Raw genomic sequence first — 13,180 nt, forward strand, 5'->3', positions numbered from 1 at the left:
AAGCTTTCGACTCAATATGCCATTACGCACAACATGTTTCTACGGAATTCCGAAGGCGGTCAACTCCGAAGGATTGAATACAAAATGATCACGTTTTAACGCAATTTGACTTGGGATCACTTGTTCCGCAAATAGGTCCACAAATTTCGAAAACTCAAACATCAGATAGGGTGCATGAGTTAGTTTGAGCGAGTCGTTGGCCGTAAGCTCTTCATTCGGATCTACCAATTTTTGACGCCAGCTGGCGGCTAATGCGGACATCAGGCTCACCCCAGAGCAGTACCCAAGTGACCCAATATTCGCCCCGTTCCCGAAATCGACCTTAACCGCATCTGCGAACCAATTCTCAAGATGGCGATCCCGGCTCGGGTATCGAACATCTAACATGTCAATTACAAGCTCAGTCGTGACCGCCATTGCGGACACCACCTGCTTGTTTGTGTATGGGAGGTGTCGCATTCCATTCCAGACTGACCTCAACGCCGCATCGCTCTCTTCATTCGCAAGTTCATCGTCGAGTGTCACTTGCCAATCGATAGGCTTGCTTCTTGCATCTCGATCCTGTCGAAGAACCGCGGAAATAGCGGTTTCCATCTGGGATCGTAGCGACGGGGATCCTGGCGACCGACGAAGTGCGAGCCTACGGCTGAACGAGAATCCCACTGGGAATTCCTGTGGCTCGATATTCCGCCAAGGTGCCAGTGAATCTTCAGACCAGTCGTCCAGACGCTGGAGATTCTCGGTAAAGCACTCCGGCATGTAAGGCGTACGTGAATCGACATTGTAAATAATGAAAGGAAGCGTCCCCTCTTCCGCCATTTTGCGAAGAAACGCATTTGATTCCCGCGTACGTTCAATAAGAAAGAGCTCATCCAGTCGATGTTCGAGCGGACTCTTATGTTTCGGGTAGATATCCTCACGCCTTGGATAGGCCGGAGGTCCGCTCCAAGGGAATACGATTCGGTCCATGTCGAAGAACGTGTACCAATTGTGGTTGGCAAAGACAAAATGTCCCCGCTGAGCCTTCAGTCGCCAGAGGTTCGCAACATCGACCGAGACCGTCTGCATTTCCCTTTCGGTGCCTCTGTTGTAAGAGGACTGGAACTGATTTAGCTCTTTCGTATTGAGGCAATAGATAACCGAGTTTCCTTCACCGGGAGGCGTGTCGGTATCGGATGCGAAAAAGCCGGCAACGCCTGGCTCCGTTGTGAAATCGATATACGCGGTGGGAATGCCGTAATGCTGCAGGACCGCGAACAGCTGGTCCACGTTTTCGGGCTGGGCCAGGTATGCGATTTCGGGGATCTTGCACATCCAGTTGAGGATTGCGTTTATGCGCTTCTTGTATGTCGCGTGATTCAATTCACCCGTTACGAGTCGACGTTCAAGACTTGATGCCGGCTTCCAATCTCGCAATTGGCCGCGGAACCAGTCGTACTCCCCTGTCTCGCGCATCGCATTGGCAATCTCGATCGCATGCTCGACATCACGAGCTTGAATTGTCTTCATCGTAATTTCCTTGATACCCGCCGCACGTCACGTATGGAGATCGACATGATCCGTTCTAGAGATACTCATCAGATGGATATCGGCTGCGATAGCTCGACGTTTAGCCCGAATGCTTAATAGCGATGTGTGTTTTCGGCATTCCCAGGCAACAACTGGGCCGAAGCCTTCAAGGCTTTGATGCGTCGAATCAAGTTAAGAGGCTTCCGGCGTAGGTTGCCGAACGCACCGCGCTGGAACGCGGCGACGGCGTCCAGCACGCGCTCGCTCGCATGGCCATCATGCGACGGATGGATGCAATCCGCGTGCGCCTTGATGGCGGCCATCAACTCGGGCGGGTGGCTGAGTGCGCGATCGATGGCGGCATCGACGTCGTCCGGTGCGGGTACATCAAGCATGAAGGGATGCGGTACGCGGTTGGCAATGGTGACCACGGGCTTGTTCATCACCGCGAACTCATGGATCACCGAGGACGTATCGCAGACAAGTACATCGGCGGCGCGCTCAAGTTCGATCAGCTTATCCGAGGCGAAGAAGCGCGCATTCTCCGCTTCGAGTCCCCGATACGCGGCAAAGAGCTCGTCACTGCACTTCGGGTGCAGGGTGAGCAGCCACTGGCGGTCGCCGCGGGCAATCATCGTGCGCAGCGGCTCGACCATCGCCGGCGCCGCGCTCAGCCGGTGGCTGAACGTCGAGGCGTACATCACAACCGGCCGCCCATCGCGCTCGGGAATGGCTGGATCGCGCGGTGGTGGTGGCTGGATGAATAACGGGTCCAGCTTCGGCCAGCCGGTTTCGCGCACGGCGAAGTAGCGGTGTTCCTTCGCAAGTGCTGCGAAGGGTTCCGTCGTTGCCGGGCCTTGGGTCACGTACAGGTCGAAGAAGCCGCGGATGGCGAAGTGGCCACGGCCCGGCTCGCGCTTCTCGGCGTTGAAGCCGTGGAACACCTGCACCTTGATGCCTGGCAGGCGTGGCGATACCCAGTTCGCCGCGCAATAGACGGCCTCCGGCTGCATCGCCTTCGCCGCCTTCAGGCTGGTGACGCGCCGTTCGCCGGGCGCCAGTTGCGCAGCCACGGCATCGGGCACGATCCAGCCCACCTCCTGCCCGCGCGCCTTCGCCGCGGCGGCCAGCGGCCGCAGGATCGGCAGGGCGTATTCCTCGGTGGCGAACATCAGGCACGCGGCCACGGCAAACCTCGAACAGGGGCAACGTGGCATTATGGCGCGTCAGCCCATCCCATTCCCGTGCTTTCATGACCCAGCGGCCCATTTCCCTCTGCGTGATCACCCAGAACGAGGCCGACCGCATCCGGGATTGCCTGGCCTCGGCCAGCTTCTGCGATGACCTGGTGGTGGTTGATGGCGGCTCCAGCGACGAGACCCAGGCCATTGCCCGTTCGATGGGCGCCCGCGTGTTCGAACGCGCGTTCGATGGTTTCCGCAGCCAGAAGGCCTTTGCCGTAGCCCAGGCGAAGAACGAGTGGGTGCTGTGCCTGGATGCGGATGAGCGCGTGGGCGACGACCTGCGCGCCGCGATCGAGAGAGCATACGAAGGTGGCTTCGCCGGCGCGGCGGGGTACCGCTTCTATCGCCGCAACGACTTCTTCGGCCGCTTCATGCAACACGGCAACGCGGGCTCTGACAAGGTGCTGCGGCTGTTCGATCGCCGCCGGGGCGGCTGGCGGGGCCCGCGCGAGATCCATGAATCGGTGAGCGTGGATGGCGAGGTGAAGATGCTCGGGGGTTACCTCGACCACTACCCGTACCGCTCGCTATCGGAACTGATGGCCAAGCAGGAACGCTATGCGCACATGATGGCCACGGAAGAGTTCGCCGCCGGCAAGCGCGCAACGCTCACCCAGATCATCGTGAGCCCCATGTGGCGCTTCTTCCGCGGCTACGTGCTGCGCGCCGGTTTCCTCGATGGCTGGCGTGGCATCGTGTACGCACTGCTACGCGTGGAATACGTCCGCCGCAAATACGTAAAGCTCTACCTGCTCCAGCACGGCCAGAAACCCTGACGCCCCTTGTAGGAGCGCGCTTGCGCGCGAAAAGCCAACGAAGCGGCGAAGCCGGGCGGTGAGGCGAGCGTGGATCGCGCGCAAGCGCGCTCCTACAGGCGTGTCGTCAGATGCCGGCGTTTTTCTTCAGCCACGCATCGACCTGGCTGGTGTAGGTGTTCTGCGCGCCAAGCGTGCGGTTGATCTCCATGTGGTTGAGCGGCACGGGCAACACATCCGCCTTTCCGCCGAGCTGGTGGGCCTTCGCCACGAAGCGTTCGTTTGCCGGGCACGATTCACGGCGTTCACTCGAACAGACCATGAGCATGGGCGCCGCAGGTGCACTCGACATCCTGTCGTAGGGCGATACAGCGGCCCACCCGGTGGGGTCGTTGCCAAAGACACGATCGTAAAAGCGTGCATGCGGGTTGTTCATGGTGGCCGCCACGTCGACGGCGCCACTATCCAGCGACACGGTAGCCAGCCACGGCTGTACGCCCTCAGCGCGGGCTAACGCGGGTGTCACCGCCAGCAATGAGACCAGGTGAGCGCCTGCCGAATGGCCCATGAGGACCACGCGGGACGGATCCCCATGCCATTCGCGGGCGTGATGTTGCACGTAAGCAAGCGCTGCCGCGACGTCCTGTGCCTGCACCTGCGGCGTGGCCTGCGGCAGCATGCGGTAGTCGACCGAGACAAAGATCGCCCCCGAGTTACCCCAATGGCTCGCCTTGGGCTGCGCGACACCGTCGTTGTCCTTGTCGCCGAACATCCATGCGCCACCGTGGACCATCACGATGATGGGCGCATCGTGTGCGTTGGGTGGTGCGTACACGGAAAGCGTCTGCCGCGCTTCGGGGCCGTACGAGAAATCCGTCGCAGCGTGCGCGAGCGACGCCATCAGCAAGAGCAGGATCAACAGGCCAAGGCGAATCACAGGCCACGTCCTGAGTGGGTTAGTTTGAAAGCTTCTTCCGCCATCATGCGGGTGATCGACTCGGCGCCGGCTTCGCGCGCCAGCGCGCCCGCCTGCCCACTCCACAGTGGCTGGAAATCGCCGTGGCCCGCCTTCTCGGTCACCGCGCGCATGGGCGCCAGTGGCCCCCCGGCGAGCGGGAATGGCAGCGGATCGTCGGACAGCGGCCCCACCTCTCGCATAATCCGGTTAAGCACGCCGCGCGCCGGCCGACCGGTGAGGACATTGGTCACCGCGGTGTTGTCGTCGCGGGCCTGCTTCAATGCCGCCTTGTGCACAGGCACGCTCACCGACTCGTCCGATAACAGATAGGCGGTGCCGACCTGGACGCCAGCGGCGCCGAGCATCAGTGCCGCGGCCATGCCGCGCCCATCCGCGATGGCGCCCGCGGCGATGACCGGCACATCCACGGCATCGACCAACTGGGGCAACAGGGCGAACAGGCCCGGCTGGGTCGCCATGTCATCCGTGAGGAAATTGCCACGATGGCCACCGGCCTCGTTACCCTGCGCAACGACCGCATCCACGCCATGATCGACCAGCCAGCGGCCCTCGGCCACCGTGGTGGCGGTGCCGACGATCTTTGCCCCGGTGGCCCTCACCCGGTGCAGCAGCTCACGATCGGGCAGGCCGAAGTGGAAGCTCACCACCTCGGGCTTCAGCGATTCGACCATCCGGCACATCGCGTCATCAAAAGGGGCGCGGCCACCGGCGGCCGGCAAGCCCGAAGGGTCGACCCCGAATTCCTTGAAGTACGGCGCCAGCCGGCCGAGCCACCGCGCCTGTTCCGTCTCGGTGGGCATACGCGGCTGGTGCGAAAAGAAGTTCAGGTTGATCGGCGCCGCCACCGTGCCACGAAAGGTCGCGACCTCGGCCGTTGCCTTCTCCACGGTGATGGAGGAGCACGGGATCGAACCCAGGCCGCCCGCCTTCGCGACGGCGATGGCCAGGGCCGAGCCGCCGGAGCCGGCCATGGGCGCCAGCAGGATCGGGGTGTCGATGCGGAACAGGTCGAGCAGGCGGCGATCGTGCCAGGCAGGCATGGAGGGGAAGCTCCCGGGGCGGAGGAAGGCCCTAATGATGCCCCCGTTGCCGCCATCCCGCTTGTCCCCGCCACCCCGCGGTTCATCCCCGGGATGGCCGTTTTCCTCCCCACAGAGGCGACGCCGGGCGCCGGGCGGCGCAGGATCGGTCCCAACCAAAGGAGACCGACCATGGACCGCCGTACCCTGCTGAAAACCGCCCTCGTCCTGCCCTTGCTTCCGCTGGCTTCAAAGGTGGATGCGTTCGTCACCGGCGGGGGCCGTTGGCTGAAACCGGGGGCCGCAGGCTGGCCTACCGAGGCAGACTGGGATGCGCTGAACCGCCTGGTCGGCGGCCGCCTTTCCATCCCGAAGAACCCGCTGCTGGACCCCGCCACCCGAGAAGATGCTCTGGCCCACATCGGCAACCAGTTCTACGTGGGCGACCAGCCCGGCCTGACCCAGACCGGCGCCTACTACAACGCCTGGACGTCTACGCCCAGCGCCCGGGTGCTCGCCGCAGAGAGCGCCCAGGACATCGCGACCGCAGTGACCTGGGCGCGCCAGCACCGCGTACGGCTGGTGATCCGCGGCGGTGGCCACAGCTACCTCGGCGCGTCCAACGCCCCGGACTCGCTGCTGATCTGGACCCGCAAGATGAACGCGGTGCAGCTGGCGGATGGCTTCGTACCGCAGGGTGCGAAGGCCGGCACCGCTGGCGTTCCCGCCGCCCACGTCGGCGCCGGCGCCATGTGGATCGATGCGTACCATGCGGTGACGACCATGGGCGGCCGCTACATCCAGGGCGGCGGCTGCACCACCGTCGGCTGCGCCGGTTTCACCAACGGCGGAGGCTTCGGCAGCCTGTCGAAGGGCTTCGGCACGGGCGCCTCCAACCTGCTCGAGGCCGAGATCGTCACGGCTGATGGCAAGGTCCGTGTCGTCAACGCGTTCCAGGATCCGGAGCTGTTCTGGGCGCTGAAGGGCGGTGGCGGCGGCAGTTTCGGCGTCATCACCCGGCTCACCTTCCGCACGCACTACCTGCCCCAGCTGTTTGGCGCTGTACGCGGCACGATCCAGGCCGATAGCAACGAGGCCTACCAGGCGCTGGTCGCCCAACTGATGCGCCACTTCCGCGACCACCTGTGCAACCCGAACTGGGGCGAGAGCATCGAGTTCCACGGCGATGGCCACCTCGACCTGCGGATGTTGTTCCAGGGTCTGGGCGAGGACGAGGCCAAGGCGGCATGGCAGCCGTTCCTCGACTGGGTCGCCGCGCGCAAGGCCTACACCTGGAAGGATCCGTTCTGGGCACGTGCCCTGCCGGCCCGGCACTTCTGGGATATCGATTTCTACAAGGAACACGGGCTGACCTTCGCCGTGCCCGATAACCGGCCGGGCACCCCGGCGTACCGCATGGTGTGGGCCGGCGACCAGGAGCAGGTCGGTACCTATATTTACGCCTACACCTCAGCGTGGCTGCCCTCGCGCCTGCTCAAGGATGGCCAGGTCCAGGCCCTCGCCACCGCCATCGTGGAGGCCTCGCGCATCCAGGGCTTTGCCCTGCACTTCAACAAGGGCCTCTACGGCGCGTCGGAGGAAACCCTGGCACGGGCCCGTGATACCGCCATGAACCCGGAAGTGCTGGATGCGTTCGCCCTGGCCATCATCGCGACCGGCGGCCCGGCGGTGTACGAGGGCCTGCCCGATGCGCACCGCGACGACATCAAGGCGAAGCGCGAATCCGAGGCCGTGCAGCGCTCGTATGCCCGGCTGACCCAGGTCGCCCCAGGCGCGGGCGCCTACTTCTCCGAGAGCGATTTCTTCCAGAAGGATTACCAGAAGGCCTACTGGGGAACGAACGTGCCGAGGCTCGCGGCCGCTAAGCGGAAGTACGATCCGGATGGCGCGTTCACGGTGCGCAACGGGATCGGCTGAAGGGCGCAAACCCTTGCGGCAGGCGGGTTTGGGGCAGGCACCTGCGACAGGCTGTTGCTTTGCAACAGCGGTGTAATGCGGCATACTTGAGACCTATTCTCATTTCCATTCGCATTACTGGGCGCTCGCCGCCTACCAGGATCCGCCATGTTCGCCTCGCCCCTTGCCCGCCGCCGTCTCGCGGTTTCGGTCCGTTCCGCCCTTGTCGGCGCCCTCCTCGTCTCCGCCTCGGTGCATGCCGCCGATGCCGACGTGGCCGATGCGCAGAAGAAGGCCCAGGAAAACGCCACGACGCTCTCCGGCGTGCAGGTGAGCGCGGACATGGCGGCCCCGACCGCCGCCTACGCGGGTGGCCAGGTCGCCCGCGGCGGCCGCTTTGGCGTGCTGGGCAACCAGGATGCGATGAACGTGCCGTTCGCGCTCACCAGCTACACCGATACGCTGATCCGCGCGCAGCAGGCACGCACGCTGGGCGATGTGGTCGATAACGACCCGGCGGTGCGCTACGGCTTCGGCTACGGCAACTACTCGCAGGTGTTCACCATCCGCGGCTTCCAGCTGGCCAGCGACGATATCGGCTTCGATGGCCTGTACGGCCTGCTGCCCCGCCAGCTGCTCGCGCCGGAGCTGATCAGCCGCGTCGAAGTGTTCAAGGGTGCGAACGCGTTCCTTAACGGCATCAGCGTCAGTGGCAGCGGCATCGGCGGCGGCATCAACATCGCCCCCAAGCGCGCCGAGGCCGAGCCGATCACCCGCGTGGGCGTCGATTACGGCACCGATAGCCAGATCGGCGAAACCGTCGACATCGGCCGTCGCTGGGGTGCGAACAAGGAGTTCGGCCTGCGTGTGAACGCCGTGCACCGGGAAGGCGGTGCCTCGATCGATGGCGAGAAGCGCCGTGTCACCGCAGCGTCGCTGGCGTTCGATTACCAGGGCGAGAAGCTGCGTATCACCACCGATGTGGGCTACCAGAAGCAGGACATCAGCGGCGGCCGTTCGGTGGTTTACATTGGCAGCGCTACCGAAGTGCCGCGCGCGCCGTCGGCACGCACCAACTATTCGCAGCCGTGGTCAGGTTCCTCACTGGAAGACACCTTCGGCGTCATCCGTGCCGAGTATGACTTCACCCCGTGGCTCACCGGTTACGTCGCAGCCGGCGCGCACCATGGCAACGAGTTCGGCGATTACGTGAGCCCGTCGCTGGCCGATAACGCAGGCAACGCGACGGAAGGTCGCTTCACCGTGCCGTACATCGCCAATACCGGCACCGGCGAAGCCGGCTTCAATGCCCACTTCGACACGGGCGAAGTGACCCACCGCGTGACGCTGGGCTTCTCCGCGCTCACCACGAACAAAAAGGCCGCCTACGCCGGCTCGGCATCGTTCAACACCAACATCTACGCGCCCACCTACGTGGCGCTGCCGGATTACGTGTACAACGTGGGCCCGATCAGCGACCCGGGCATCACCGGCCGCACGCAGCTACGCAGCCTTGCACTGTCCGACACGCTGGGCTTCATGGATGACCGCCTCAACGTCACCGTGGGTGTGCGCCGCCAGAAGCTGATGGTCGCGAGTTACGCCTACGCCACCGATGGCGTGCCGGGCTCGAAGACCAGCGAGTACAACCAGTACACCAACAGCCCGGTCATCGGCGCCAACTTCCGCATCAGCGACCAGTGGGCGGTGTACGCCAACCACATCGAAGCCCTGACCCAGGGTGGCGAAGCACCGGTGAACTTCAACGGCGAACCGGTGACGAACGCCGGCCAGGTGTTCAAGCCGTACAAGGCCAAGCAGAACGAAGTGGGCGTGAAGTTCGATGCCGGCAACGTCGGCAGCGGCCTGGGCCTGTACCAGATCAAGCAGCCCAGCGCCTATGTCGACAGCACCAACACCTATGTGGTCGATGGTGAGCAGCGCAACCGCGGCGTAGAGTGGAGCTTCTTCGGCGAGCCGGTGAAGGGTGTGCGCATCCTCGGCGGCGCGAACTACGTGAAGCCGGAACTGGTGAAGACCCAGGGCGGCCTGAGCGATGGCAACGATGCGATCGGCGTGCCGCGCTTCCAGGCGAACGCGGGTGTGGAATGGACCCTCCCGAACACCCCGGACCTGACCCTGAGCGCCCGCGCGGTGCGCACCGGCAAGCAGTACCTCGATGTCGCCAACAAGCTGCGCGTCCCGGCATGGACCACCTACGACATCGGCGCGCGCATCACGCCGAAGCTCGAAGGCGTGCCGGTCACGTTCAACGTGAGCGTCGAGAACCTGATGAACAAGGGCTACTGGGCCTCGGCCACCGGTGGTTACCTGACCCAGGGCGCGCCGCGCACCGTGATGGTCTCGGCGCAGTTCGACCTTTAAGAGCGATCGCGCGCAAGCACACTCCTACACGGGCTTTTTGTAGGAGCGTGCTTGCACGCGACGCTCTAAAGCGTCATGTACGTGATGATGAAACACACCGCGGTAAGCATCACCATGGCCACGATGAAGGCCACATCCGCGATGCGCTCCAGGCGGTGCAGCCGGGCAGCCGTTTCCACGCGCAGCGCGAAGTAGGCACTGAGCGTCGCCACCAGGAACAGGATCGCATCGAAGGCCAGCAGGTCATCCGCGATCGTGCCGCTCTTGCTCAGGTTCATCGACACCCGCAGCAGGCCAATGCCGGTAAGGCAGACACCCACCATCGCGGCGGAAATGCTGCACACCATGCGGCTGGTGCCTTCGGCGAGCGGGGTGAGCGTGGGACGGATCGGCATGGGCAGGCCTGGCAACCGGCATTGACCGGATCCTAATAGCACGCGGGCACCGGCATCCACAGGAAACTGCAAGCCGCGCCTTCCCGCAGGTTGCTACGTTCCCACGGGACCCTATGGAACCCGGAAAACCATGCGCATCGGAATTGTCGGCGGCTCGCTCGGTGGCCTCTTCGTGGCGGCCCTGCTGCATGCCGATGGGCACGAGGTGCACGTGTACGAACGTGCCGCCGGTGGCCTGGTCGGCCGTGGTGCCGGGCTGGTGGCCCAGCACGAGATCTTTGAAGTGCTGCGCCGGCTGGGCACGGAATCGGTCGCGCGTGTCGGGGTTATCGCTTACGAACGCATCGTGCTGGCCCGCGACGGGAGCGTAACCAGCACGGAGCCGACGCCGCAGATGCAGGTGTCATGGGATGGCTTGTACCGCGCGCTCCTGGCCCACGTTCCGGGCGGCGGTTACCACATGGGCGATGCGGTCATCGGCGTCGAGCAATCGGCGAACGAGGCCTTCATTGCGCTCGCGTCGGGCCAGCGCCGGTCGTTCGATTGCGTGATCGGTGCCGACGGCATCGGTTCGGTCGTGCGTAGCCTGGTGACGCCCACGCAGCGCGATAACCACTACGCAGGCTACGTGGCCTGGCGTGGCCTGCTGCCTGAAGCCGATGTCCCCACCCATGCGGCGTCGGCGCTGTTTGAACGCTTCGCCTTTTACTTCGAGCCGGGTAGCCAGATGCTGGGCTACCTCGTTCCAGGACCGTCCGGCGAAATTGCGCCGGCACGACGACGCTATAACTGGGTCTGGTACCGCCAGGTACCGGGTGCCGCAGGCCTTCGGCGAACGCTCACGGACGCGGAGGGCCGGGAGCATCCGTATTCCCTTGGGCGCGGCGAGGTCCCGGCGGAGGATCGCGAGGCGCTATACAAGGCTGCTCGGGAATCGCTTCCCCCACCCTTCAGGGCCGTGGTCGAAGCGGAACCCACGCCGTTCGTGCAGGCGATCTTCGATCACGAAAGCAGCCGGATGGCCTCGGGGCGTATTGCGCTGCTGGGCGATGCGGCCTTCGTCGTGCGCCCGCATACCGCGATGGGCGCGGCGAAGGCTGCGGGGGATGCCATGACCCTGGTAGCGGCCCTGCGCCGTTTGCCCGTGCGCGACGCGCTGGTCGCCTATGAGGCGGAGCGACTGCCCGTGGGTCGTCGTGTCTCCGCGTACGGGCGCCAGCTGGGCGAATCGCTGCAGCCGGCGTGACGTGCCGTGGCCAGCCGCTTACTTCGCCTGGCGCTCGCGGAACTTGCTCACTTTGTGCCGGTTGCCACACAGCGCCATGCTGCACCAGCGGCGGCGGTGCGACTTGGTCCGGTCGTAGAACCACAGCGAGCATTCATCGTGCTCGCACTCGCGCACCAGGCTGAAATCGCCCTCGGCCAGCAGGGTAAGTGCCGCCTCACCCAGCGGCGCCAGCGCGCGCCACGAGGCATCACCTTCGTAGCGGCGCTCGATATGCAGGCCATCCGCGTGGTGCACCAGTTCCATGTGGCTGCTCATGTGGCGGGTAAGCGTGTTGAGGTGGGCGATATCCACCGCATCCCCGCGCTTGCGCGCCAGCACGGCCTGGCGGACGACCTCACGCAGCTCCACCGCCCGGGCGCACAAACCCGCGGAGGCTTCGACCGGGCGGCCGGTCATGCGCGATAGCCAGGCGGCGGTGGCGGCATCGGACACCAGGTGGTCCACCGATTCACCGTTCTCCATCACCACCGTGTTGATCAGATCCAGCGCGGGCTGGTCGGCAAGGATCGGAGGTGTTTCGAGAGAGGTCACGGGATTCATGGGCAAATAGTAACCTCTAAAATGCCTATTGACAAGTTACATGGTCGATGATTAGCCTACTCGTAACCCTGATAACTCATTTATTCAGGTTACATCCACCGGAGACCCGCCATGACCAGCCCCACCGCCGCCGACTATCCCGTCCACCACCGTTATGTCGACGCCGATGGCGTCCGCGTGTTTTACCGCGAGGCGGGTAACCCCAAGGCCCCGACCCTTCTCCTGCTCCACGGCTTCCCGACCAGCTCCGTGCAGTACCGCGAGCTGATCGCCGAGCTGAAGGACCAGTTCCACATCGTGGCACCCGATCTGCCGGGCTTCGGTTTCACCGAGGTGCCGGAGGCCCGCAAGTACGAGTACACGTTCGATAGCCTGGGCAAGACGCTCGAGGCCTTCGTCGACGCGCTCGGCCTGCAGAGCTACATCATGTATGTGTTCGACTACGGCGCGCCCTCCGGCCTGCGCCTGGCGGTGGCCAAGCCCGAGCGCCTCGCCGGCCTGATCAGCCAGAACGGCAACGCGTATGTCGAAGGCCTGGGCGATGCCTGGAACCCGATCCGCACGTACTGGGCCGAACCGACCCAGGCTAACCGCGACGCGATCGGCGGCGTATTCACGCTCGAAGGCATCAAGTGGCAGTACACCACCGGCGTGGCCGACCAGACGCTGCTCGACCCAATGATGTGGGAGATGGACTACCTGCTGATGCAGCGCCCGGGCAACACCGAGATCCAGCTGGACCTCACCCTGGATTACCGCAACAACCTGCCGCTGTACCCCGAGTTCCAGCGCGTGTTCCGGGAGCGCCAGGTGCCGACGCTGGTGATCTGGGGCAAGAACGATCCGTTCTTCATCCCGCCGGGCGCCGAGGCGTACCGCCGCGACAACCCGAACGCCATCGTGGAAATGCTCGATACGGGGCACTTCGCCGCCGAGACGCATGGCAAGTACATCGCCAAACGGATTCGCGACGTGTTCGGTAAGTAAGAAGGCTTGTGTAGGAGCGGGGGGGGGGGGGGGGGGGGGGGTGGGGGGGGCCCCCCCCCCCGCCCCCCCCCCCCCCCGGGGCGGGGGGGGGGGGGGGCCACCCCGCCCCCGAATATTTTTTTGTGAAGGCCCCCGCATTTTAGGTGAGACAGAACAGGGTGG

Annotated in this window: 11 protein-coding genes; 5 read left to right on the forward strand and 6 right to left on the reverse strand. The window is 64.5% G+C overall.

Annotation, left to right across the window (positions count from 1 at the left end; translation table 11 throughout):
• Positions 1-39: 39 nt before the first annotated feature.
• The gene (locus ABIE56_RS04265; RefSeq protein ID WP_429242586.1) at positions 40-1,509 is read right to left on the reverse strand and encodes an FRG domain-containing protein; all 1,470 of its coding nucleotides are present in this window, start codon (positions 1,507-1,509) and stop codon (positions 40-42) included.
• A gap of 113 nt (positions 1,510-1,622) precedes the next feature.
• Positions 1,623-2,726: a CDP-glycerol glycerophosphotransferase family protein gene (locus tag ABIE56_RS04270; protein ID WP_429242587.1), complete on the reverse strand. Its 1,104-nt coding sequence runs from the start codon at positions 2,724-2,726 to the stop codon at positions 1,623-1,625.
• Positions 2,727-2,761: 35 nt separating this feature from the next.
• Between ABIE56_RS04270 and ABIE56_RS04275 the strand changes: the two genes are divergently transcribed.
• Positions 2,762-3,529: a glycosyltransferase family 2 protein gene (locus tag ABIE56_RS04275; protein ID WP_429242588.1), complete on the forward strand. Its 768-nt coding sequence runs from the start codon at positions 2,762-2,764 to the stop codon at positions 3,527-3,529.
• 106 nt (positions 3,530-3,635) lie between these two features.
• Here the strand turns inward: ABIE56_RS04275 and ABIE56_RS04280 are convergent, their stop codons facing one another.
• Both ABIE56_RS04280 and ABIE56_RS04285 read right to left on the reverse strand, forming a co-directional pair.
• Positions 3,636-4,445, reverse strand: coding sequence for an alpha/beta hydrolase (locus tag ABIE56_RS04280; RefSeq protein WP_429242589.1), 810 nt, complete (start codon positions 4,443-4,445; stop codon positions 3,636-3,638).
• Entirely contained in the window at positions 4,442-5,527 is a 1,086-nt protein-coding gene (locus tag ABIE56_RS04285) for an NAD(P)H-dependent flavin oxidoreductase (protein WP_429242590.1), read from the reverse strand. The genes ABIE56_RS04280 and ABIE56_RS04285 overlap by 4 nt, the downstream gene beginning before the upstream one ends.
• A 171-nt stretch (positions 5,528-5,698) precedes the next feature.
• Between ABIE56_RS04285 and ABIE56_RS04290 the strand changes: the two genes are divergently transcribed.
• Positions 5,699-7,444, forward strand: a complete 1,746-nt coding sequence (locus tag ABIE56_RS04290; protein WP_429242591.1) for an FAD-binding protein — start codon at positions 5,699-5,701, stop codon at positions 7,442-7,444.
• Positions 7,445-7,591: 147 nt separating this feature from the next.
• Entirely contained in the window at positions 7,592-9,808 is a 2,217-nt protein-coding gene (locus tag ABIE56_RS04295) for a TonB-dependent receptor (protein ID WP_429242592.1), read from the forward strand.
• A 65-nt stretch (positions 9,809-9,873) separates the two neighbouring features.
• Here ABIE56_RS04295 and ABIE56_RS04300 read toward each other — a convergent pair whose 3' ends face one another.
• Entirely contained in the window at positions 9,874-10,203 is a 330-nt protein-coding gene (locus tag ABIE56_RS04300; protein ID WP_429242593.1) for a hypothetical protein, read from the reverse strand.
• A gap of 130 nt (positions 10,204-10,333) precedes the next feature.
• Here ABIE56_RS04300 and ABIE56_RS04305 point away from each other — a divergent pair, with 130 nt between their 5' ends.
• Positions 10,334-11,449: an FAD binding domain-containing protein gene (locus tag ABIE56_RS04305; protein WP_429242594.1), complete on the forward strand. Its 1,116-nt coding sequence runs from the start codon at positions 10,334-10,336 to the stop codon at positions 11,447-11,449.
• Between the two features lie 18 nt (positions 11,450-11,467).
• Here ABIE56_RS04305 and ABIE56_RS04310 read toward each other — a convergent pair whose 3' ends face one another.
• A complete protein-coding gene (locus ABIE56_RS04310; RefSeq protein ID WP_429242595.1) occupies positions 11,468-12,031 on the reverse strand; it encodes a CGNR zinc finger domain-containing protein in 564 nt (187 codons plus the stop codon).
• 111 nt (positions 12,032-12,142) lie between these two features.
• Here ABIE56_RS04310 and ABIE56_RS04315 point away from each other — a divergent pair, with 111 nt between their 5' ends.
• Complete coding sequence (locus ABIE56_RS04315) at positions 12,143-13,018, forward strand: alpha/beta fold hydrolase (protein WP_429242596.1); 876 nt, start codon at positions 12,143-12,145, stop codon at positions 13,016-13,018.
• Positions 13,019-13,180 lie beyond the last annotated feature (162 nt).

It is taken from the genome of Luteibacter sp. 621 (assembly GCF_050435445.1).
GTDB lineage: Bacteria > Pseudomonadota > Gammaproteobacteria > Xanthomonadales > Rhodanobacteraceae > Luteibacter.

Bases quoted from the DNA above. Each gene is read 5' to 3' on its own strand.
- ABIE56_RS04265 (WP_429242586.1), bottom strand. From the start codon at position 1,509: ATGAAGACAATTCAAGCTCGTGATGTCGAGCATGCGATCGAGATTGCC.
- ABIE56_RS04270 (WP_429242587.1), bottom strand. From the start codon at position 2,726: ATGCCACGTTGCCCCTGTTCGAGGTTTGCCGTGGCCGCGTGCCTGATG.
- ABIE56_RS04275 (WP_429242588.1), top strand. From the start codon at position 2,762: ATGACCCAGCGGCCCATTTCCCTCTGCGTGATCACCCAGAACGAGGCC.
- ABIE56_RS04285 (WP_429242590.1), bottom strand. From the start codon at position 5,527: ATGCCTGCCTGGCACGATCGCCGCCTGCTCGACCTGTTCCGCATCGAC.
- ABIE56_RS04290 (WP_429242591.1), top strand. From the start codon at position 5,699: ATGGACCGCCGTACCCTGCTGAAAACCGCCCTCGTCCTGCCCTTGCTT.
- ABIE56_RS04295 (WP_429242592.1), top strand. From the start codon at position 7,592: ATGTTCGCCTCGCCCCTTGCCCGCCGCCGTCTCGCGGTTTCGGTCCGT.
- ABIE56_RS04300 (WP_429242593.1), bottom strand. From the start codon at position 10,203: ATGCCGATCCGTCCCACGCTCACCCCGCTCGCCGAAGGCACCAGCCGC.
- ABIE56_RS04305 (WP_429242594.1), top strand. From the start codon at position 10,334: ATGCGCATCGGAATTGTCGGCGGCTCGCTCGGTGGCCTCTTCGTGGCG.
- ABIE56_RS04310 (WP_429242595.1), bottom strand. From the start codon at position 12,031: ATGAATCCCGTGACCTCTCTCGAAACACCTCCGATCCTTGCCGACCAG.
- ABIE56_RS04315 (WP_429242596.1), top strand. From the start codon at position 12,143: ATGACCAGCCCCACCGCCGCCGACTATCCCGTCCACCACCGTTATGTC.